Below are 21016 nucleotides of genomic sequence, written 5' to 3' on the forward strand. Positions count from 1 at the left end.
AAGCCGCTGAATTCAGCGGCTTTTTTTATGTCCGTCTCATTCTTTACAAGGAAATCAAATGAGCAGTATCCAAGCACTCCGGGAGCGCCTCGCAGCTTCCAACAAATCCGCCAAGGCCCTCCTGGCCGACAAAGGCTCGCAGACCTGGTCCAAGGAAGACCAGGCAACTTTTGACAATCACATGGATGATGCTGAGCGCACCCAGCGCCAGATCACCGCCCATGAAACCATGATTGCAAAAGACCGTGATGAAAACTTCACGGATGCCGGCGACCACAACATCGCCGCCAATGCCAAGAATGGCAAGCCGCTGACCGATGCGCAAAAGGCGTTCAACGTGTTCCTGCGCAAGTCGTTCAAGGACATGACTGTGGACGAAGCCCTGGCCGTTCGCAACACCATGAGCACCACTACGGCGGCCCAAGGTGGATACACCATGCAGAGTGTGGTTGCCAAAGAACTGGTGGACCTGCTCAAGGCCTACGGATTCATGCGCAAGGTCTCCAGCCAGATCACTACCGACCAGGGCAACCCGCTGAGCTACCCCACCTCTGATGGCACATCGGAAGTCGGCGAGTGGATCGCACAAAACACCACAGCCACCTCTGCCGACCCCACCTTTGGTACTGTGGCCGTCAACGTGTTCAAGGCATCCAGCAAAGTGGTCGCGGTACCGATCGAGTTGTTGCAAGACAGCCAGATTGACATCCAGGCCATGGTGTTCAAACGCCTGGCAGACCGCATTGGGCGCATCAGCAATGTGGGCTTCACCACCGGTGGCGGCGCGACGGACCCCAACGGTCTGGTCACTGCCGCCAGCGTAGGCAAGATCGGCCTCTCTGGACAAACCCTCACCATCATCTATGACGACCTGGTCGACATGATTGACAGCCTGGACGCCGCCTACCTGGCCCACTCTGGCACCGCGCAAGACCTGTCGGGTGCTGCACCCGGCTGGATGTTCTCGCAAACCATGCGCCGCGTGATTCGCAAGATCAAGGACACCGCAGGCCGCCCCATCTGGACGCCCAACTACGACGCAGGCATTGCGGGCGAGTTCACCGATATGCTGTTGGGCTACCCCACCTACCTCAACAACGACCTGGCCGTTCCCGCTGCCAATGCCAAGTCGCTGGCCTTTGGCAACTTTAGCAAGTACTTGATCCGTGACGCCATGGATGTGACGATGTTCCGCTTTGATGACTCGGCCTACATGAAACTCGGCCAAGTCGGCTTCCTGGCATGGGCCCGCACGGGCGGCAACTTGCTCGATGTCAACAGCGTCAAGCTGTACCAGCACAGCGCCACTTAATCCAGCGCGCCCAGTCCTCACCAGGTGCAGGCATACCAGCCTGCACCTGGTGGTACTTCAACTCCATCCCTAAATCCCTATGACCAAACTCATTGCCCTGGCCGTGATCGCTGCTGGCGTCATCGCCGCCGACTCTGCCGAAATTCTTGAAGGTGCTGCATTCGATGTAACCCCCGATGCCGCTGAGCCCTTGCTAACCCAAGGCCTGGCCAAGCTGGCCGACGAGCCGCAGGCCCCTGTGTCCAAAGCCAAGTCTGTCAAGGTGCGTGTGCTGGTGGCCTGTGCCCATGGCCAGCCCGACGATGTTGTCAGCCTGCCTGCTGATACCGCCAAGCAGGCCGAAGAAGGCGGCCAGGTGGACAGCAACAAGGCCGCAGTCGCTTATGCACTGAGCCTGAAAGACCCAGCCTAAACACCCCGCAAATGTTGCGCAATGCGCTGCACCCCGTAGCGCATTCCACAGAAATTTTCAGGAGTAAACATGGCAACCACCGCAGCACTTTGCAACAGCTTCAAGCAAGAGATTCTGGCGATGACGCCCCATACCGCAGCAGACGTTTACAAGATCGCTTTGTACACCGATGCTGCTGCGTCGTTGAGCAAAGCTACCACGGCCTACACCGCAATCGGCGAGATTACTGGAGCCGGCTACACGGTAGGCGGCATGGCGCTGACTGGGTTTTCGGTGACGCTTGACACCGATACGGCCATTCTTGACTGGACAACCGACCCGGCATGGGCCGCGGCTACGATCACGGCTGACACGGCACTGATCTACAACTCAAGCAAGACAAACAAAGCGGTTGCAGTTGTCAAGTTCACTAGCGCCACCTCTACCGCTGCGCTCTTCACGGTTCAGCTTCCTGCGCCTGCGGCTGCTACTGGATTGGTTCGGATCGCATGACGCCCGCAGGCTATTTCTGGTTGACCTATATGGCCGCTTTAGGCGCTGCTGTGGCGTGGAAGTTGCTGGGGTGATGCCATGCGCTCGAACTGCCTCTTCTTTTCTGTTGCGCTGTTCTGGCGTCGACGCTGGCGCGGCTACCTGCTGGTTCGTAAGAGCCACTGGGGCATGTTCCCGCACTTTCTCTACGGGGAACGCGGGCGCATCGTCAGCTATGTACCGCTCGACCCAAAACTCAAAACCTGCCCGCCGCCGCTCTTTCGTGGCCGCGTGCGTTGGGGTGATGTGAAAGAACACCATGACACTACTCGCTGACCTCTACGGCGCTGAGTGCATAAAAGGAGACTGACATGGAATTCATTTGCGGGCCGGTCTACATTCGCCAACCCAATGAGGGGTTTATGAAAAAAGATGAGGTCGTGCTGGGTCACCGGCACAACTTCGACCATCCTACTTTCGTCACGCACGGCGCGATTGAAATCAGCCTGCTTACCGCAACCGAGGTCAATGCTGACGGCAACCCGCTCAATGCCACCGTGGATAAGGTCGTGGTCATCCGTGCCGACGATGAAATTAACTGGCACTTGATCCTGAAAGGCCGCTTTCACACACTTCGTGCGCTGGAGGACGGCACGCGCTACCAGTGCATCTACGCCCACCAGATGCCGCAAGCTCTGTCGATTGAGAACCCCGGCCAGCGCATTGATCCACCGATCACCAAGCGCGACGAGGATGGCGTGCTGTGGGTGCGTGTGAACGAGAAGATTGTGCAGGATTCGGCTGAGTGGGTGGAGTCTTACCGATGAACATCCCGACCGGACTTGAGCTTACCGACCTGTCTACGAAGTGGGGGCTTGTCACAGTCGTCAACTCGGACGGTTCGATCAACCGCGAGTTTGCCATTTTGGCGGCAGAGGCCAGTGGTATTGCCAGCGGCACTGTCGCAAAACCCGTCGCCTGCACAGATGCAGAGTGGGACACGGGGCTCGTCATAGTGACTACACGACCCTGCAAGCCCGGTCAAGCCGTGGCCTGTCCTGACGGCAGTCTTGTAGTGAATTACGGTGTGGTGCAGTCTGCAGGCCGCGTGGTTGTCTCGTTGATGCGCCTGACGCCTGCCGAGTGGGAAGTCACTGGCGGAGTGCTGTGCGTGGATGCCAGTCTGAAGGCGCAACTTGATGTGCCGCACACTGATGTGGTGATCTAGCATGGCCGTCGCGCTGAATACTGGCGTTTTATCGGGCACAAATTCCGGCACCACGGTATCGTTTTCCTATACGGCTTCAAGCGGTGCCAACCGGCTGTTGCTCGCACAAAGTTTTAACTTCGGCACAACGGTAAATTCCGCCGCGTACAACGGCGTGTCGATGACCAACTCGGGCACGACAGGCAGCTTGAAAATGTGGAGTCTGGTAGCGCCAGCGACCGGTGCCAATACCCTGTCGTTCGCACTGTCAGGCTATGGCGCGACGGTTGCCGCAGTATCAGACTGGACTGGGGTGGATCAGACCACGCCTGTAGGAACAGCAGTATCGGCAACGGGAAGTGGCGGCTCCGCAACCACGGGCAGCATGACTTGCCCGGCCAACGGTGCGCTGTTCGGTGCGATGAACAACACCTACGGTACGGCAGGCTCACAGGTGGCAGGAGCCAATACAACGCTTCTTGGCACGAGGTCAGCCTCTGGCCAACTGTTCGCAGGCGGCTATAGTTTCAGCACGGGCTCGCTGAACTGGACAATGGCCTCAGGCAATCCGTACACCGCACAGGGTATTCCGATCAATGCCGTTTCGGCAGGCGGGTCCGCAACCGTCATCCCGATCGGCGTATCCGCTACCGGATCAGTCGGCACACCAGCAGCAACAGGTGCGGCACTCGCTACACCAGCGGGCGTTAGCGCCGCGGCATCAGTCGGAGCGCCTACCGCAACGGGTGGCACGTCGATACCTGCCACCGTCACGCCGCCTGGTGTATCGGCAACGGCAAGCGTAGGCACTCCCTCTGCTACGGGCGCGGCAAACGCAATGCCCGCGGGCGTATCAGTAGCAGCAAACGTTGGCACGCCAGCAGCATTTGGCGGCACATCAATACCCGCGACGGCACTCCCGGCAGGCGTACAGGCGGCATCGGCAGTCGGAACGCCAGTTGTAAGCGCTGGCATATCAGGTGCAGCCACTGTGCAGCCATCTGGCGTGCAGGCGCTCAGCTATATCGGCACCGTGATAGCAACCGGCGCGGCGCGTGCATATCCGGCAGGCGCATCGGCTGTCGGCTCTATTGGCTTGCCAATAGCCTATGCAGGCGTCTTTGAGGCGTACATACCCGGCGCGATGGCAGGTAGACGGATGGCAGCAGACAGCATTCGCCCTGCGAGGATGGCAGCAGACAGCACTCGCCCTGCGAGGGTACAGACAGGAAGCAGACCGGCGCGATAGCCGACACACAGCAAACGCAAGCACCCGCAAGGTGCTTTTTTTTACGTCAATATGGCCCTCAAACTCATCACCCCAGCGACCGACCCGGCCCTCAGCCTGGCAGACGCCAAGCTGCACCTGCGTGTGGACACGACGGATGAAGACACGCTGATCGCCGCCTACATCACGGCGGCTACTGAAATGGCCGAGCAGGCCACCGGCCGGGCACTTATGCCCCAGACCTGGGAGCTGACGTTGGACGCCTTCCCCAGTGCATTCGAGCTAACCCGCGTACCCGCTGCCAGCATCACCAGTCTCAAATATTGGGACATTACCGGTGCGCAGCAAACGCTGGCCAACAACCTGTACACGCTAGACAGCACTAACGACTTTGGCAACGCCTACGTGGTGCCGGTCTACAGCGGTGCCTGGCCCACCAGCCGAGACCAGATCAACGCAGTAGCCCTGCGCTACGTGGCCGGCTACGCCACGGCGGCCAATGTGCCCGAGAGCATCAAGTCCTGGATCAAGCTGCAGGTGGGTTCCATGTACCTGCACCGCCAGTCCGAAGTCGTTGAAAAAGGTGCTCTCTTGTCGCTGGGCTTTGCTGACCGGCTGCTCGATCGCTACAAAGTCTGGAGCGTGTGACTATGGAAGCCAAGATTCCAAGTGCTGGCGACCTCACCCGCCGCATCCTGATCCGCCTGCAAATCGATGTACCAAACGCCCAGTTTGGTGTGGACCAGACATTCAGCGCAGGCATCTGGCGATGGGCCAAAAAAGAGCCCATCCACAGCATCGCCATCCGCGCCGGCATGAACACCGACGAATCCCCCACCGACTTGTTTTGGGTGCGCTGGGCCTCGGGTACCAAACCGGCCGACTTCACTGCAGCCCATGTGATCGAGTACGCCTCGCGCCGGTACCGGGTGCTGGACACCATCGACGTGGAAGACCTGCACGAATTCACCCGCATCACTGCAAAAGACCTGGGAGCGATTTGATGGCAAAGATGAACAAAGCGAAATTTATATCTGGCAACGATATGGGCCTTGGCCGTATTGAAGTTGGCCTTGAGTTCCATAAAACGATTGATTACGACCGCAAGGCGATGCGCAAGGCGCTGCGTGGTGGTGCACGAGGAGTTATTCAAGAAGCGCGGCGACTGGTGTCTAGTCGGGCGATTTCTGCGCCTGGCGGAGACCCCGGTGTTGTGACAGGTCGCCTCAAGCGTTCTCTTGGAGTGATTACCAAGGGAACTCAGGATGGCTGGATCAAAGTCGGCCCTCGCACATTCAGTAAGGCGGGCATGGCCGCAAACTTTTTTTATCCTGCCATCTTGTTCTACGGGCGCTTGGACGGATCAATCAAGAAGCGCAACAACTTCATGGTCGATGCATTGCAAAACAAGCGTGATGCCGTTCGCAGCGTGATCCGCTCAGCCCTCAAAGACTCGTTAGTGCCCCGTTAACCATGCAACTCGAACCCATTATTTCCGCGCTACGCACGCGGGCCGGTGCCACGTTTGGCACCTACATCGCAGGCGCGGCAGAGTTTAAGCAGCTGCAAGAAAACGCCGCGCTGCCCGTGCCCTGTGCCTTTGTCATTCCGCTGGATGACAACCCCGGCGAGTCCATGGCCATGAACAGCGTGCGCCAGATGCTGCAAGACAGCTTTGCCGTGGTCGTGGCAGTCAGCAACGTGGCCGATGAAAAAGGGCAGGGCGGCGTGCACACCATCGATGCCATCCGCAGCGTGCTGTGGGCCTCGCTCTTAGGCTGGCAGCCAGCTTCCCGGTATGACGGCATCACCTACCAGGGCGGCCAGCTGCTGGCCATGGACCGCGCCCGGCTCTGGTACCAGTTTGACTTTGCCGCAGCCATGGAGATCGAACCCTCTGACGGTTGGCAAGAGATTTACCTGGCCACGCTCACCCACTTTGACGGCGGCACGCTCAAAGTCGATGCGATTGACCCGCACGATGCCAACATGGTGCAGACGCCTGCACCGGATGGCCGCATCGAGTCCGGTTTCGTGTTTCCCAAAACCGGCAACCTGCCGACCTGATTTTTTAACCCCCCGCTTCCCCATTAACCCCCTGGAGACCTACCCATGTTTCTCAAGCCCACCCAGGGCACGCAAGTGCCCGACCCGGACCGTGGTGACGTCCTTCCGCCCGAAGGCCGCAACGTCGAGCCCACCCAGTACTGGCAGCGCCGCATCTCCGATGGCGATGTGGTCGAGGCCAGCCCTCAACCCGTATCCAAGCAAAGCAAGGAGTAATCAGTCATGCCAATGTCGTTTAACAACATCCCCGCCAATGTCCGGGTACCGCTGTTCTATGCGGAAATGGACAATACCCAAGCCGGGTACTTCACGCAAAACAAGCGGGCACTGCTGATCGGGCAAAAGCTCGCAGCAGGTACGCAGGCTGTGAATGCCGCGACCATCGTCAGCACGACTGACCAGGCCAAGACCTTGTTTGGCACAGGGTCCATGCTGGCCCGCATGCATGCCGCCTACCGTGCGCAAGACCCCTTTGGTGAGGTCTGGTGCATTGCGGTTGCAGACGCGGGCGCGGGTGTTGCCGCCACCGGCACCATCACGGTCACCGGCCCGGCCACGGCATCGGGCACCATCGGCCTGTACATCGGTGGCCAGCTGGTCAGCGTGGCAGTGGCGTCCGGCGATGCCGCCACTGCGATCGCAGCCAACATCAACACGGCCGTCAATGCCTCGCTCGATTTGCCGGTCACCAGTACCGTGGCAACCAGCGTAGTCACCCTGACGGCCCGCTGGAAAGGCCCCACCGGCAACGACATCAACGTGCAAGACAGCTTCCGTGGCTTCAGCGGTGGCCAGGCCCTGCCTGCAGGCATTGCGCTGGCCTACACCGGCAGCAACTTCCTCACGGGCGGCACCACCAACCCCACGCTGACCACTGGCGTGATCACCGCCATGGGCGACGATGAATATGACTACGTCATCCACCCCTACAACGACAGCACCAGCCTGGATGCCTTTTTGGCTGAATACGGCGACGCCGCTGGCCGCTGGAGCTGGAGCCGTCAGGTCTATGGGCATGTGTACACCACCCTGCGTGGCACGCTGAGCGCTCTCACCACGGCCGGTGCCTTACGCAACGACCCGCACCAGACTATTGCGGGCATCGATTTGGACTGCCCAACACCGCTGTGGGAATACGCCGCAGCCTATGGTGCAGCCAACGCGGTGTGCCTCAATAGCGATGTGGCCCGCCCCACGCAGACCACCATGCTCAACGGCGTGCTGGTGCCCCGCGCAGGCAAGCGCTTCCTGTTGACCGAGCGCCAGAGCTTGCTCAACTACGGCATTGCCACCAGCTATGTGTCGGGCGGCGTGCTGCGTGTGGAACGTGCCATCACCACGTACCAGAAAAACGCATTCAGTCAGGCAGATCCAAGCTACCTGGACAGCGAGACGCTGCACCAGCTCACCGAGATCACCCGCCGCCTGCGCAGCCGCATCACCAATAAGTACCCGCGCCACAAACTGGCCAACGATGGCACCCGCTTCGGCGCTGGCCAGGCCATCGTCACGCCCAGCGTGATCAAGGGTGAGCTGATTGCGGAGTACGCCGACATGGAGCTGCTGGGCTTGGTGGAGAACGCCGCACTGTTCAAGAAGTATCTGATCGTCGAGCGCAACGCCACCAACCCGAACCGGCTGGATGTGCTGCTGCCGCCTGACCTTGTCAACCAGCTCAGAGTGTTCGCCGTGTTGCAACAATTCAGGCTTCAATACGCCTCCAACGCATAACAACCGGGGGGCCATGCGCCCCCCTTTGAAAGGAAAAAAATCATGGCAAAACGTATTGCTGGCATTTGTTACATCAAATGCGACGGCGAGCAGCTTGAGGTGTCAGGCGGCATTGAAGTGCCGCTGGTCGACGTCAAACGGGAAACCGTCATGGGCATGGCGGGCCCCGCGGGCTACAAGGAAACAGCGTTGGAGCCCTTTGTGAAGGTGACGGCTATTTTTATGCCGTCGTTCCCACTGGAAGCCCTGCGTACCAATACCGAAATCACCGTGACTGCTGAGCTGTCCAACGGCAAGGTCTACACCCTGTCGGGCGCCTTCATCAAGGGTGAGCCCACCATCAAGGGCGAAGAGGGCACCGTAGATCTGGAATTTGGCGGCACCAAGGGGCAATGGCAATGAGCATCACCATCAAACTGGCTAAGCCCATTACCGCCCACGGTGAAGAGATCAGCGAAATCACTTTGCGCGAACCCACTGCGGACGATGTCATGCAGGTGGGCTCACCCCAGCTGCTGGTGCCTACTGCCGATGGTGAAAGCGTGGCGGTTGAAATTCGCGCCAAAGTCATCGGCCAATACATCATGCGCCTGGGTGCTATTCCGCTGTCCAGCGTCAAGGCGCTGTCTTTGGGCGACTTCACCAGCCTGCAAGGCGCGGTGATGGGTTTTTTCTTCAGTGGCGGTGGCGAAACGACGCCGACTTCAACGACACCGTCTTCGACGTAGCGTATTTTTGGCGGGTTGACCCTGCCGTCATCTTGGGCCTGACGTTGGAACGCTTCGATGCGTATGAACGTCAGGCCCGCCGCATTGCAGAGCTGAGACAAGCTCAATCTGAGGAGTAAAACGTGGCTGACAACTGGCAACTCAAGGCAGTCATTTCTGCAAAAGCGGACAGCATGATTGGCGCGCTTAAAACCGTCAACGCCATGTCCAAGGACACCCGCAAATACCTGTCCGATGTGGCCAGCTCTGCGGGCAAGTTGAGCGGCAAGATTGGGCTGCCTTTTGCGGCAATGTCTGGTCTGCTGGCAGGCTTTGGCATCGCCAAAATCAAGGACGCGGTTCAGGGCTTTGGCGAGATGGGCGAGGCCATCTATCGGGGCAGCCTGCGGGCACAGATGTCTGTAGAGCAGTACCAGCGCATGAAGTATGTTGCTGATCAGGCTGGCATCAGCGCTGAGTCGTTGGAAGTGGCAATGGGCAAGCTCAGCATCAATATGGGTAAGGCAGCCAATGGTAAAAGCAAAGACCTGGCCTTGCTTATGCAGCGTCTGGGCATCAATATGCGCGATTCCAATGGTCATATCCGTGACGGCATCGACCTGCTGCCCGAGCTGGCCGATGGGTTTGCTCGCAACAAAGACAGCGGCATGGTCGGCGCTATGGGCATGGCTGTATTTGGCAAGCAGTATCAAGCCATGCTGCCCATGCTCATGGAAGGCTCTGAGGGCATCAGCGAGAGCCTGGAGCGGATGAAGCGCCTCAAAGGTGTGATGAGCGCGAATGACATTAAAGGTGCCGTCGAATTCGGCAAGACCATGAAGGACATGGACATTGTCCTGAAGGGCTTTTCCAACACCATCGCCAAGGCGCTGGTGCCGGTGCTGCAGCCCATGATCAAAGACCTGGTGGACTGGTTTGCAGCGAACAAGCAGCTCATTGCGCAGGACGTGTCCAAGATGGCCAAAGATCTGGGCGCTTACCTCAAGACCATCGACTTCAAGGCCATCCTGCAGGGCGTGGGTGACCTGGTCAAAGGCTTTGGCAGCTTTGTGGACATGGTGGGCGGTGCCAAGAATGCGCTGATCGCCCTGGTGCTGTACATGAACATCGAGACCATTGCGGCGCTGTACGGCATCGTGGCGGGCGTGGTTAAGGCGGGTCTTGCGTTCGTGGTGATGGCGGCACAAGCCTATGTGGCGGGCAATGCGGGGCTCCTCAGCATGGCACGCCTGGCAGTGGTCGCCGTGGCAACGGCTGGCCCTATCGGTGCCATTGGTGCTGCGTTCGCCTGGGTTGGCACGTCGGCTGCGGCAGCGGGCGGCATTATCAGCGGTGCCATGGGAATGGTCACGCTGGCGGTCCGAGGCATTGGTGCTGCGCTGCTGGCTAACCCGCTAGGCATCATCCTGGGCCTTGCCACTGCGGCCGTGCTGATCTACCAAAACTGGGGCACGCTCAAGGTCTGGTTTACCAACTTCTTTGGCTGGATTGGTGACAAGTTCCAGGCAATCGTGGGCTGGGCCTCTGATCTGGCCCATTCGGTGGGCAGCATCTTTGGCGGCAGCAGTGCCGCAGGCGCATCGCCCTCAGGCAGCAATGCCGCCCCGAATGGTGGTCGCAGCTCCTTGGTCGCTCCCCAGGCAAAAAGCCGGGTTGATGGGCAAGTCACCATCAGGTTTGATGGCATGCCGCAGGGCGCACGGGTAGATAAATTGGGTAGCGGAACCATGCCGATCAACCTCGATATGGGCATCAACTCCTTCGCAACAGGAATGCCGTAATGGCCGAAAAACTCTCCAAGAGCCTACGCCCTGCCAGCTACCGTGGCGTGCCGTTTCAGGTAGACAGCACCGACATGGGTGTGGGCCGTCGAACGCAGCTGCATGAGTATCCGCAGCGAGACACGCCCTGGGTGGAAGACCTGGGCCGCGCCGCGCGCGAGTTGTCGTTTGACGGCTTTGTGGTGGGGCCTGACTATGTGGCGCAGGCCAACCGCCTGCTGGCTGCGTTGGAGCAGGCAGGCACTGCCACGCTGGTGCATCCGTGGTTTGGCACGCTCAAGGTCAGCCAGAAGGATATGGCCCGTGTGTCGTTTAATGCACAGCTCGGGCAGGCGCGCTTCACGCTGTCGTTTGTTGAGTCGGGTGAGCTGGAGTTTCCGGTAGCGGGTGACTCCACTCCCTCGCTTTCGCGCATTGCAGCCGAGAATATTCAGACTGCCGCCGTGGCCGACTTTGCCAGCAGCTTCTCGGTGGCCAAGGTGCAGGACTTTGTGACCTCGCAGGCCACGGCTGACATCACGGCGCTGTTCGGTGTGGTGAGCGGTGGCAGCGTGCCAGGCTTGGCGGCGCTGGGCTATGCCAACCGGGCTGCGAGCTACCTACAGAGCGCCATCAGCCTGCTGGCCTCGCCCACGTCGCTGGGTTGGGGCATTGTGGGCTTCCTGGGCATTGCGCCTTACATCAACACCGGTTACCGCTGGGCCGCGCTGTCTACCGCACTGGTGCGCCTGAGCCAGCACAACGCGTTCACGCCGCCCTATGTGCCGGTGACCTACACGCCATCGCGGCAGCAGGCCTTCACCAACACCAAGGCCGTCAACTCCCTGGCTCGGCAGGTGATCCTGGCGCAAGCGGTGGGTGCCACCAGCTTCACGGCGTCAAGCGTGCATGACGACACGGTGGCGCTGCGCAGCTTTATTGCCAGTGCGCTGGATGCCGAGGCGCTGAATGCGTCAGACACTGCTTTCACCGCGTTGGTCGACGCACGCGGGACTGTGTGGCGCGACCTGACCACCCGAGCCCGTGATAGTGCCCGCCTGACCACCACCACGCCATCTGAGACTATGCCCGCCCTGGCGCTTGCATACGACCTGTATGAAGACGCTAACCGCGCCACCGATATCGTTACACGCAACCGGGTGCGCCACCCCGGCTTTGTGCCACCCGTGCCACTGAGAGTACTGACACGATGAGTGATCCACAAGATACCGCCAACCCCACCATCAACCGCGTTCGCCTGGTTGTCGGCGGGGCCGAGTATGGCGGCTGGAAGTCCGTGCGCATCAGCGCGGGCATCGAGCGCCAGGCGCGGGACTTCGAGCTGGAAGTAACCGACCGCTGGCCGGGGCAGACGAACGTGCCACGGCGCATTCAACCCGGCGATGCGTGCCAGGTGTACATCGGCACGGATCTGGTGATGACCGGTTACGTGGACGCCACCCCCATCAAATACGACGGCAAGAGCGTGAGCGTGGGCGTCAAGGGCCGCAGCAAGACCGCTGACCTGGTGGACTGCTGCCCTATGCCCACCGGCAAGGCCATCGGCTCCGGTGGCGGCTCCTGGCGCGACGTGATCGGCCCGGACGGTAAGAAGCCCAATGTGATCGCCCCGCCTTCCAAGTCAGCCGCACAGTGGCGCAACCTCAAGCTCGAAGTGATCGCTGCAGCGCTTGCGGCACCCTATGGCGTGCGCGTGATCTCCGAGACCGACACCGGCCGCGTGATCAGTGACCACCAGGTGCAAGTGGGCGAAAGCGTATTCGAGAGCATCGACCGCATGATGCGCCTGCGCCATGTGCTGAGCACAGACAACGAGCGTGGCGATCTGGTGTTCATCGACGTGGGTAGTGCAGGGCGGGCCGGTACTGCCATCGAGCTGGGCGTCAACGTAATGGCAGGCAGTGCGGATCTGGACTACAAAGGCGTCTTCAGCCAGTACATCGTGAAGGGCCAGCGCGCTGGTACCGATGACACCTACGCCAGCGACGTGTCAGAAGAGGAGGGCGATGCCTCTGACGTGAGCACCACCACGGTGACAGGCGAGACCGCCATCACGGCAGACGCCCGCGCCAAACGCATGCGCATCTTGGTCATCAAGCAGTCTGGCCAAGCTGATGAGGGAACGTGCCAGGACCGCGCTGACTACGAGCGGGCACACCGCGCAGCGCAGGCCCTGCAGACGTCGTACACCTTGGCTGGGTGGCGGCAGGCTGACGGCAGCTTGTGGCTGCCCAATCAGCTGGTGCGCGTGCGCGACAAGGTGATCGGCTTTGACACCGAGATGGTGATCGCCGAGGCGGCCTGGGTAATGGACAGCCAGGGCCTGCGCACCGAGATCCGCGTCGGCCCGCAAGACGGCTATGTGTCCAAGGCAGGCAAGCTCAAGAAATCGCAAAAAGGCGGTGGACCCGCATGGAGTGATATGAAATGAAAGAGTTTGCAAAACTGCTTGGGCCCTACGCACGCCGCTTGGGCAACCTGGTCAGCCGGGGAGCCGTGAGCGCGGTGAAGTCCACCACCAAGATGCAGACGCTGCAGCTGCGCCTGATGTCCGACGAACAGAAGGACAACGTGGAGCACTTCGAGCCGTTTGGCTTCACCAGCAAGCCGCTGGCCGGTGCTGAGCACGTCACCCTGTTTTTTGATGGCGACCGCTCGCATGGCGTCACGGTGGTGGTGGCAGACCGGCGCTACCGGCTCACTACGCTGGCGGATGGCGAGGTGGCACTGCACGATGCCTATGGCAACAAGGTGCACCTGAAGGCAGACGGCACGCTCGATGTGATCGCGCAGACCAAGGCGCAGATCACCAGCCCGCTGGTCACCATGAGCGGCAACCTGCAGGTGGCTGGAAGCATCACAGCAGGCACCACGGTGACCGCACCCAACCTGGTGGGCACCACCAACGTCACATTCGGCGGCAAGTCCGGCATTACGCATACGCACTCCGGCGTTCAAACCGGCGCGGGTAATACCGGCGCACCTAACTAAAAACCATGATCAACGACCAACCACTGACCATTCAATTGGATGGCCAGACAGTCTCGCTCGGCCTGCAATCGGTGCAGCCGCTGGTGCGTGCTGTCGTTATGAGCCTGTTCACCTGGCGGCGGGCCAACCCGGACGACAAGCTGCCCGGCAGTGCCGACAACTTTGGGCGCATGGGCTGGTGGGGGGACACCTTCGCCACGGTGGACAACGACCGGATCGGCTCGCGGCTCTGGCTGCTGAGCCGCTCCAAGCTGCTGCCTGAGACGGTGGCGCTTGCCAAGGAGTATGCCGAAGAGGCGCTGGCCTGGCTGGTGGATGACGGCGTGGCGGCGCGTGTAGACGTCCGCACAGAGCGTCAAGGCCTGTCCACGCTGGCGATTGGTGTGCGCATTTACAAGTCTGACGGCACGGTGCCGGTGGACATCCGATTTACCGATGTATGGGGGTTCCTCAATGTATAGCCGTCCCGCTCTGGCTGACCTGGTGCAGCGCGTCCGCACCGATGTGCTGTCGCGCCTCACCACTGACGATGTATTGCGTCGGGCCGATGCCGAGGTGTTTGCCCGCGTGATGGGCGGTGTCGCCCACGGCCTGTATGGCTTCATCGATTGGCTCTCTGACCAGGTGATCTATGACACCGCCTCGGTGGAATACCTGGAGCGCTGGTGCTCGATCTGGGGCCTCACGCGCAAGGCTGCGGCCGCATCAACTGGCACCGTGACTTTCGCGGTCCAGGCCGGTGCGGTAATAGCTTCCGGCACGCTGCTGCAGGCGCTTGATGGCGTGCAGTACCAGACCACGGCAGACGCCACGGTGACCGCACCCACGGCCACCGCGCCGGTCGTGGCGGTGGTGGCTGCAGCGGCCAGCAATCGCGCCACCGGGCAGATCCTGGCGCTGGTCTCGCCGGTGGTCGGCGTGCAGTCCACCGCGACGGCAGGCTTGCTGAGTGGCGGTGCAGACGTAGAAACGGACGACGCGCTGCGTGCCCGGCTGCTGGCCCGTATCCAGCAGCCGCCACAAGGTGGTACCTCCACCGACTACGTGGCCTGGGCCTTGGCAGTGCCGGGCGTCACGCGCGCCTGGGTGTATGCGCAAGAGCTGGGCGCTGGCACGGTCACTGTGCGTTTCGTGCGCGACAACGACGGCAGCGGATCGCTCATCATCCCGGACAGCACCGAGGTGGCCGCTGTGCAGGCCTACATCGACGCACGTCGCCCGGTCACCGCGCAGTGCACTGTGGTGGCCCCGGCTGCGGTGCCGCTCAACTTCACCATCAGCGGTCTGGTGCCCGCCACGACCACGGTGCAGGCCGCTGTGCTGGCTGAGCTGCAGGACCTGCTGCTGCGGGAAGCCACACCAGGCGGCACGCTGCTGCTCAGCCATATCCGTGCGGCGATTTCCAGCGCCGCTGGTGAGACCGACTTCGTCCTTACCAGCCCGGTCGCCAACGTAGTGAGCACCACCGGCAACATGAGCACGATGGGGGCCATCACATGGCTCTGACTAGTTCGGACTACCTGCAGCAGCTGCAGGCGCTCCTGCCACCGGGTCCGGCCTGGTCCAGCGATGACACCTCGTTCATCACCCACCTATTCAACGGCCTGGCGCAAGAGCTGGCCCGCGTAGACGGCCGCGTGCTGCAGCTGGTGGAAGAGGCAGACCCTCGCACGGTGGCGGAGCTTTTCAGCGACTGGGAGCGTGTGGCAGGCCTGCCTGATGCCTGCGCCGTGGCCTTTGGCGGCGACCAGACCGTGGCGCAGCGCCGCTCGGCGCTCATTGGGCGCTTGACTACGCTCGGTGGGGCCTCGCCCGCCTATTTCATCGGTGTGGCAGCGGCCTTGGGCTATGCCATCACGATCACCGAATTCCAGCAGCACTCGGTCAATGACGATGTGAATTGCTACCTGTTTGATGCGGCCTGGAACTTCGCCTGGCAGGTCAATGCCGCGCTCAACACCGTCACGGATCTGACTGTGGACAGCACCGTGGACGACGCACTGGCCATCTGGGGCAACAGCCTGCTGGAGTGCGTCATCAGGCGCCTGGCACCTGCGCAATCAACCGTTTTATTCAGCTACACCTAACCCACCACCAACCTATTACAGGAGAGATCGACATGGATCGTGCTTTTTCATCCGGGTCTTCGGCCAGCCCACCGGCCGCGCCTGGCAGCCCTTCAATTGGTTACCCCACTTCGGGTAACCCGGGCACCGGCACACCGGCCACCAAGCCGGGGCCGTACTGGTATCACATGATGACGGAGGAGATTCGAGGTGTGCTGGTTGCTGCTGGTTTGACGCCCGCACAGGGGGACGTTACGCAGCTTCTGCAGGCACTTCGTGCAGCTGGTGTATTCCAGACTCAAGCGACCAATGACAGCAGCACTAAAGTAGCGACCACAGCATTTGTAAACCCTGGATCATCCCTCTCTGGCAGTGGCTACCAGAAGCTGCCGAGTGGGCTGATTATTCAATGGGGAAATCAATCTATTGCGGGCTCAACCACTACGACTTATTCATTCCCGATAGCGTTTCCAACCGCCTGCTTTGCAATCGTTGCGAGCACTTCGACGCCTGGTAGCACCCAGACTGTATGCGCCGGGATTGTGTCGGCATCGCAGTACAACTTGCAAAACAACTATGCCTCCGTTGAATCGAAATACTGGTTTGCAATCGGAAAATAAAGGAAAAAAATGCTTTACTCAAAATCCACCAAGGGCTTTTATCTTTCAGAAATTCACGGTGACGACATCCCTTCCGATGCCATTGAAATCACCACCGATGCGTATGCTGCCATTTTGGCTGGGCAGTCGGTAGGTAAGGTCATTACGGCTGACACCAACGGTGCGCCGGTACTGACCGACCCAGTGCCTACTCCGCTGCCTGACCTGATTGCGACTGCAAAAACCAAGGTCCGCACCATGCGCGTTCCCGTGTTCGCCACGCTGGCTGGCATCCAGTCTCAATCGCTGGCCAGCGGTGACACGACCACGGCTATGGCAATCAGCGGCCTGCAAGACATGCTCAAGGTCTTGCCCGACATTGACCTGAGTGGCTCCAAGACACAGGCCGACATCGAAGCCGCATTCACGGCTGCCTGGCTGGCTGTGGTGGCTGCAGCGCCTGCGAATGTCGCCAGCGCCTTCAACGGGGTGCAGCCATGAACTGGATGGCCTATTTGACTTGGACGAATCTGGGCTTGTTTACCCTGGTGGCTCCAGTTTTGCTGTGGCTGATCTTCGTGCCGCTGTACTGGATACTGGGGCGAGAGAAAACGCAGGGTTCCATACCCACTCCACTAAGGGCCATCGCAATGGCCCTTTTTCTTGTCGGTGCGCCGATGGATGTGTGGGTCAACATCACCTGGGGCACGGTGTTGTTCTTGCAGCCGCCGTCCCTTGATCGCGGCTTCTTGAGTGCCCGCATGGATGACCTGATCCGTACAGGCGCAGGGTGGCGCAAGGCGCTGGCGGTGCAAGTTGTCGGCCGCTTCCTGGAGCCTTTCGATAAGACCGGCCAGCACACCACATACGGGCTCTATGCCCTTTCAAAACGCTGAGAGGGCACAGATGCCAGAGCCAACTACAACCACTGCAGCGGCGGTTGCTACCTACGCCGCTGCAGGACTTACCGTGCCCATGATCACCGCCTTCGGGGTGCCGCTGGGCTTGCGAGCGGACATCCTCATTGCGGGCTTCTTCGGCAGCCTGGTGGCGATCATCCTGCTCAACAGCGTTCCCAGCGAGGGTGACACCTGGCAGCATCTGCTGCGCACCACCTTCAAGCGCATGTTTGTGGCGGTGGCCAGCAGCGTGACAGCGGGCTACCTGACGCCGCTTGCCTTGCTGGTGGCCAACCTGCCGGACCCGATGTTCCTCTGCGCCGCCTTTGGCGTAGGGGGATTTGCCCAGCGGGTGCTGCTCATGTTCATTTTGAGGCTCGGTGCTCCACCGGCTCCCACAGGAGGTGCCAACCAATGACCACGTCGCTGCAGATCCTGCATTGGCTGGCCGGATTCATCGCCCTGGCCGAGGCGCTCAACAAGCTGGAGCGCACCACGCCGTTTGCACCGGGCCTGACCCGTCACGACCGCATCGTGGACGGCCTCAAGGCGCTGGCCTGGTGCTTCCTTGCCATCGGTGCCGGTGGCGCTGTAGCCACGCCCATCTTGGGCGCTATGGGTGTGCACTCAAGCACATCACAGATGGTGCTGCATCAAGCGCCGTCATTCGCAGAAACCGCCGTGCTGCTGGGGTTTGCTGTCCTGATCATCCGAACCCGCGTCAAAGAAGGATAAACCATGACACCCACAGAAATTGCGCAATGTACCGGTGCGCGGATTGACCGTGCCTCCGAGTTTCAGGCCGTCATAGAAGCGGCTATGGTTGAGTTTGACATCAACACCCCCGAGCGACAGGCGGCATTCCTGGCGCAAGTGGGCCATGAGTCTGGTGGTTTGCACTGGCTGGTGGAGATTTGGGGCCCAACACTGGCCCAGTCTCACTACGAGGGCCGCACCGATCTGGGAAACACTGAGGCGGGCGACGGCTTCAAGTTCCGTGGTCGTGGGCTGATTCAGATCACTGGCCGGTCCAATTTTCAGGCAGTAGGCGATGCGCTGGGCATTGACCTGATGGCCGATCCCGAGCAACTGTCCACCCCCGAGCTGGCAGCGCGATCAGCTGCTTGGTTTTGGAAAGAACATGGGTTGAACGAGCTGGCCGATGTGGGCGACTTCATGCGCGTCACTCGACGCATCAACGGTGGACTCAACGGCTATGACGAGCGCCTAGCGCTGTATGAGGCGGCGAAGGAGGTGCTGGCATGACCGACATCCTCATAAAGATCGCCGTCGTGGTGGCGCTGCTGGCCGCGCTGTTTTTCGGCGAGCAGTACATCGAGGGGCGCGGCTACGACCGCGCCAGGGCCGAGGACAACGCGGCCATCGAGAAAGTGAAGCGCGAGGCCGCTGGCCAGCTTCTCATCGAGACCAACAAAACCCGCACCGCCGAACAGGCCCTGCAGGATTTCAAAAATACCCAGGAGTTACAAGATGCTACCCATCAGAAGACAGTTGCTGATTTGTCTAGCCGTTTACGCACTCTCGCTACTTCCTCTGGGCGGTTGCGCGACCCATATGCAGTCCAGGCCTCTGGATGTGGGCCAAGTGGTGGTAGCGCCCCAGGTGAAGCTGCCCCCGCCCCCGGTGGTCGTACAGCAGACCCTGCCGAAGCCGGTGGGCTTTTATCAAAACAGCTTACTGAATTTCTTCTCGGACAAGCAGCAGACGCCGACACCATCAACGTCGCCTACGCCAGCTGCCGTGCAGACGCCTACGCAGTGAGGTCGATCCCTTGAGTTTGCGAAATTGTGCAAACTGACAATTTTCAGTTGTCTCCTGCCGTGCCAAGGTTCACGGCCTTTATGCCCTCCATCCCTCACGGGGTGGGGGGCTTTTTTTCGCTTGTGCCTATGCGCCGGCCAGGCTCTCGGACATGATCAGCTTCCCCGCGCGATCGATGCGCAGTAGGCGGGCCGTGCCCCCCTTGGCCAGCAGCATCATGTCCATTGGGCCCTTGTCACCTTTGGGGGATGGGCGGGTGCCCCGGTGGTAGATCACGATGCGCTCAAAGGTATCGGCCACCAGCTGGCGGGTCTGCAGGCGTGCATCGTAGTCCTGGGCCTCCACGCCGTCCACCAGGCGCTTCCATGCCTCATCGGTGCCCTTGATGTCAGTGCGAGCCGTCGCCGTTAGATCGCGCTCAGCCGCCTGGACGGTGGCCTCCAGTCGCTGCTGCTCGGCTTCCAGCTCGCGTGCTCGCTTGGCGAAGGTGGCCGGCACTCCGCCCTCACTGCTGGCCAGCATGGCATCGGTCAGGCGCTCCAGCTTGGTAGCCACGTCGGCCAGCTGCTGCCTGGCGTTCTGCAGGGCCGCCAGTGGTCCTGCAGAACGATCCGCACCGTACAGTGCCTGCAGGTTGACGATGTCCGAGCAGTAGGCCATTAGCGCCCGCTCGAAGGGGGCAACCGAGGTTGACCCATACACGTTGCATCCGCCGTGGGAGTTGCTGGTGCAGTGCAGACGCCTGTAGCCGTCTTGAATAGGGTCGCTGTCATTCTTTCTGCGGGTGCCTATGTTTTGCCCGACCATGGCGCGGCCGCAATATCCGCACACCGTGATGCCCAATCCGGTGAGGATGTGGGGAACAACGCCCTTACCTTGTCGTCTGGCGCGGCCGTTGGCGATTGCTTCCAATTCGGACCACTCGCTGGCCGATAGGATGGGCGGGTAGTAGCCTTGCAGCTGGAATTTTTCTCCATCGATCTCCAGCTCCTTTTCACCAATCAACCCCCGCTGTTTGATCAGTCGGTAGATTTGCAGTGTCTGCGGCCCTCCGCCAGTCAGCGACAAGCCGTCTTGCTGCAGTTTTTTAATGATGGCTGTTGCGCCATACCCGCGCTTGTAGAGCGCGATGGCCTCTCGGGCGGCTATGACCCGGTCGGGTATCTGCTGCCACTCGTTATCGACACGCTGCAGCCAAAGGGGATCTTTCCCGTTTCTGATCACATTTTTAGACGTTCCGGCAATCCAGTTTTCGCACTGTTTTCGAATTGAGGCCGTGACACGCTTGCTCTTGGTGTCGCTCTCTTCGTGGGCGCGGATCATGACCAGGAGCGAATACACCAGGTCCATCGGGTTGGCTTTGAGGTGTTCGCGGCTGTACTTTTTCCCATCGCTCGCCGTGACTACTGTGATGCCAGCATTTACAATCTGCGCCAGTTGTGCCTGCGCCTGGATGGGCTCAGCCCGCGAGAGGCGGTCAAGGCCTTCCACCACCAGTACGGACCCATGGGGTATTCGGCCTTGCTCTACCGCGACCAAAAAGACTCCTAGAGCCCCGGATTTGATGTGGCGTTGGTGGTAGGCGGATAATCCCTCATCTCTCAGCGATAGCTTATCGTCCAGCAGCAGCCCATGTTCAGCCGCCCACTTGGCGGCATAGGCCATCTGGCGCTCACTACTATGCCCTGTGGCCTGACGCGGATCACTAAACCGCGTGTAACTATAAACAAGACCTGTCAAAC

The 21016-nt window shown here is 60.7% G+C and carries 30 protein-coding genes; 28 read left to right on the top strand and 2 right to left on the bottom strand.

All coding sequences use genetic code 11. From position 1 onward, the window contains the following. Positions 1-58: 58 nt before the first annotated feature. The 6 genes from AC097W_RS13965 (at position 59) to AC097W_RS13990 (ending at position 3423) form a co-directional block, all read left to right on the top strand. Complete coding sequence (locus AC097W_RS13965; RefSeq protein WP_479603227.1) at positions 59-1312, top strand: phage major capsid protein; 1254 nt, start codon at positions 59-61, stop codon at positions 1310-1312. Positions 1313-1391: 79 nt separating this feature from the next. Next, on the top strand, positions 1392-1724 hold the full coding sequence (locus AC097W_RS13970) for a hypothetical protein (protein WP_479603228.1): 333 nt from the start codon (positions 1392-1394) through the stop codon (positions 1722-1724). Positions 1725-1793: 69 nt separating this feature from the next. Beyond that, positions 1794-2216: a hypothetical protein gene (locus AC097W_RS13975; RefSeq protein ID WP_479603229.1), complete on the top strand. Its 423-nt coding sequence runs from the start codon at positions 1794-1796 to the stop codon at positions 2214-2216. A 78-nt stretch (positions 2217-2294) separates the two neighbouring features. Next, positions 2295-2531 (top strand): hypothetical protein, encoded by a 237-nt coding sequence (locus AC097W_RS13980; RefSeq protein ID WP_479603230.1) that lies wholly within the window; start codon positions 2295-2297, stop codon positions 2529-2531. 35 nt (positions 2532-2566) lie between these two features. Continuing rightward, complete coding sequence (locus tag AC097W_RS13985) at positions 2567-3022, top strand: hypothetical protein (protein ID WP_479603231.1); 456 nt, start codon at positions 2567-2569, stop codon at positions 3020-3022. Further along, on the top strand, positions 3019-3423 hold the full coding sequence (locus tag AC097W_RS13990) for a hypothetical protein (protein ID WP_479603232.1): 405 nt from the start codon (positions 3019-3021) through the stop codon (positions 3421-3423). Before AC097W_RS13985 ends, AC097W_RS13990 begins: the two co-directional genes overlap by 4 nt. Positions 3424-3921: 498 nt before the next feature. On the opposite strand, the gene AC097W_RS13995 is transcribed toward AC097W_RS13990, so the two are convergent. Then, entirely contained in the window at positions 3922-4377 is a 456-nt protein-coding gene (locus AC097W_RS13995) for a hypothetical protein (protein ID WP_479603233.1), read from the bottom strand. Positions 4378-4702: 325 nt separating this feature from the next. Between AC097W_RS13995 and AC097W_RS14000 the strand changes: the two genes are divergently transcribed. The 22 genes from AC097W_RS14000 (at position 4703) to AC097W_RS14105 (ending at position 19288) form a co-directional block, all read left to right on the top strand. After that, positions 4703-5278 carry a head-tail connector protein gene (locus AC097W_RS14000; RefSeq protein ID WP_479603234.1) on the top strand — a complete coding sequence of 192 codons (576 nt, stop codon included), beginning with the start codon at positions 4703-4705 and terminating at the stop codon, positions 5276-5278. 2 nt (positions 5279-5280) lie between these two features. Further along, positions 5281-5634: a head-tail adaptor protein gene (locus tag AC097W_RS14005; RefSeq protein ID WP_479603235.1), complete on the top strand. Its 354-nt coding sequence runs from the start codon at positions 5281-5283 to the stop codon at positions 5632-5634. Then, positions 5634-6101 carry a hypothetical protein gene (locus AC097W_RS14010; RefSeq protein ID WP_479603236.1) on the top strand — a complete coding sequence of 156 codons (468 nt, stop codon included), beginning with the start codon at positions 5634-5636 and terminating at the stop codon, positions 6099-6101. Before AC097W_RS14005 ends, AC097W_RS14010 begins: the two co-directional genes overlap by 1 nt. 2 nt (positions 6102-6103) lie before the next feature. Beyond that, the gene (locus tag AC097W_RS14015) at positions 6104-6697 is read left to right on the top strand and encodes a phage tail terminator protein (protein ID WP_479603237.1); all 594 of its coding nucleotides are present in this window, start codon (positions 6104-6106) and stop codon (positions 6695-6697) included. Between the two features lie 45 nt (positions 6698-6742). Continuing rightward, on the top strand, positions 6743-6913 hold the full coding sequence (locus AC097W_RS14020) for a DUF2635 domain-containing protein (RefSeq protein ID WP_479603238.1): 171 nt from the start codon (positions 6743-6745) through the stop codon (positions 6911-6913). Positions 6914-6919: 6 nt separating this feature from the next. Next, positions 6920-8428 (top strand): phage tail sheath subtilisin-like domain-containing protein, encoded by a 1509-nt coding sequence (locus AC097W_RS14025; RefSeq protein WP_479603239.1) that lies wholly within the window; start codon positions 6920-6922, stop codon positions 8426-8428. A 42-nt stretch (positions 8429-8470) separates the two neighbouring features. Then, positions 8471-8830: a phage tail tube protein gene (locus AC097W_RS14030; RefSeq protein WP_479603240.1), complete on the top strand. Its 360-nt coding sequence runs from the start codon at positions 8471-8473 to the stop codon at positions 8828-8830. Continuing rightward, positions 8827-9156 carry a phage tail assembly protein gene (locus AC097W_RS14035; RefSeq protein ID WP_479603241.1) on the top strand — a complete coding sequence of 110 codons (330 nt, stop codon included), beginning with the start codon at positions 8827-8829 and terminating at the stop codon, positions 9154-9156. Before AC097W_RS14030 ends, AC097W_RS14035 begins: the two co-directional genes overlap by 4 nt. Positions 9157-9278: 122 nt before the next feature. Then, the gene (locus AC097W_RS14040) at positions 9279-10937 is read left to right on the top strand and encodes a phage tail tape measure protein (RefSeq protein ID WP_479603242.1); all 1659 of its coding nucleotides are present in this window, start codon (positions 9279-9281) and stop codon (positions 10935-10937) included. Further along, on the top strand, positions 10937-12130 hold the full coding sequence (locus AC097W_RS14045; protein WP_479603243.1) for a DNA circularization protein: 1194 nt from the start codon (positions 10937-10939) through the stop codon (positions 12128-12130). Before AC097W_RS14040 ends, AC097W_RS14045 begins: the two co-directional genes overlap by 1 nt. Then, positions 12127-13368 (top strand): phage baseplate assembly protein, encoded by a 1242-nt coding sequence (locus AC097W_RS14050; RefSeq protein WP_479603244.1) that lies wholly within the window; start codon positions 12127-12129, stop codon positions 13366-13368. The genes AC097W_RS14045 and AC097W_RS14050 overlap by 4 nt, the downstream gene beginning before the upstream one ends. After that, positions 13365-13928 carry a phage baseplate assembly protein V gene (locus AC097W_RS14055; RefSeq protein ID WP_479603245.1) on the top strand — a complete coding sequence of 188 codons (564 nt, stop codon included), beginning with the start codon at positions 13365-13367 and terminating at the stop codon, positions 13926-13928. The genes AC097W_RS14050 and AC097W_RS14055 overlap by 4 nt, the downstream gene beginning before the upstream one ends. A gap of 5 nt (positions 13929-13933) precedes the next feature. Then, a complete protein-coding gene (locus AC097W_RS14060) occupies positions 13934-14389 on the top strand; it encodes a phage GP46 family protein (RefSeq protein ID WP_479603246.1) in 456 nt (151 codons plus the stop codon). Next, positions 14382-15434 carry a baseplate J/gp47 family protein gene (locus tag AC097W_RS14065; protein ID WP_479603247.1) on the top strand — a complete coding sequence of 351 codons (1053 nt, stop codon included), beginning with the start codon at positions 14382-14384 and terminating at the stop codon, positions 15432-15434. The genes AC097W_RS14060 and AC097W_RS14065 overlap by 8 nt, the downstream gene beginning before the upstream one ends. Continuing rightward, positions 15425-16015, top strand: coding sequence for a YmfQ family protein (locus AC097W_RS14070; protein WP_479603248.1), 591 nt, complete (start codon positions 15425-15427; stop codon positions 16013-16015). Before AC097W_RS14065 ends, AC097W_RS14070 begins: the two co-directional genes overlap by 10 nt. A gap of 32 nt (positions 16016-16047) precedes the next feature. Beyond that, positions 16048-16614 (top strand): gp53-like domain-containing protein, encoded by a 567-nt coding sequence (locus AC097W_RS14075; protein WP_479603249.1) that lies wholly within the window; start codon positions 16048-16050, stop codon positions 16612-16614. Between the two features lie 9 nt (positions 16615-16623). Next, entirely contained in the window at positions 16624-17094 is a 471-nt protein-coding gene (locus tag AC097W_RS14080) for a hypothetical protein (protein ID WP_479603250.1), read from the top strand. Continuing rightward, positions 17091-17489, top strand: a complete 399-nt coding sequence (locus AC097W_RS14085; RefSeq protein ID WP_479603251.1) for a hypothetical protein — start codon at positions 17091-17093, stop codon at positions 17487-17489. The genes AC097W_RS14080 and AC097W_RS14085 overlap by 4 nt, the downstream gene beginning before the upstream one ends. A 10-nt stretch (positions 17490-17499) precedes the next feature. Beyond that, positions 17500-17910, top strand: coding sequence for a hypothetical protein (locus tag AC097W_RS14090; protein ID WP_479603252.1), 411 nt, complete (start codon positions 17500-17502; stop codon positions 17908-17910). Continuing rightward, positions 17907-18227 carry a hypothetical protein gene (locus AC097W_RS14095; RefSeq protein ID WP_479603253.1) on the top strand — a complete coding sequence of 107 codons (321 nt, stop codon included), beginning with the start codon at positions 17907-17909 and terminating at the stop codon, positions 18225-18227. Before AC097W_RS14090 ends, AC097W_RS14095 begins: the two co-directional genes overlap by 4 nt. Before the next feature lie 3 nt (positions 18228-18230). After that, entirely contained in the window at positions 18231-18758 is a 528-nt protein-coding gene (locus tag AC097W_RS14100) for a glycoside hydrolase family 19 protein (protein ID WP_479603254.1), read from the top strand. After that, complete coding sequence (locus tag AC097W_RS14105) at positions 18755-19288, top strand: hypothetical protein (RefSeq protein WP_479603255.1); 534 nt, start codon at positions 18755-18757, stop codon at positions 19286-19288. Before AC097W_RS14100 ends, AC097W_RS14105 begins: the two co-directional genes overlap by 4 nt. A gap of 112 nt (positions 19289-19400) precedes the next feature. Here the strand turns inward: AC097W_RS14105 and AC097W_RS14110 are convergent, their stop codons facing one another. Then, positions 19401-21014 (bottom strand): recombinase family protein, encoded by a 1614-nt coding sequence (locus AC097W_RS14110; RefSeq protein ID WP_479603256.1) that lies wholly within the window; start codon positions 21012-21014, stop codon positions 19401-19403. Positions 21015-21016: the final 2 nt, after the last annotated feature.

This window comes from Rhodoferax sp. GT1R46 (assembly GCF_056521285.1).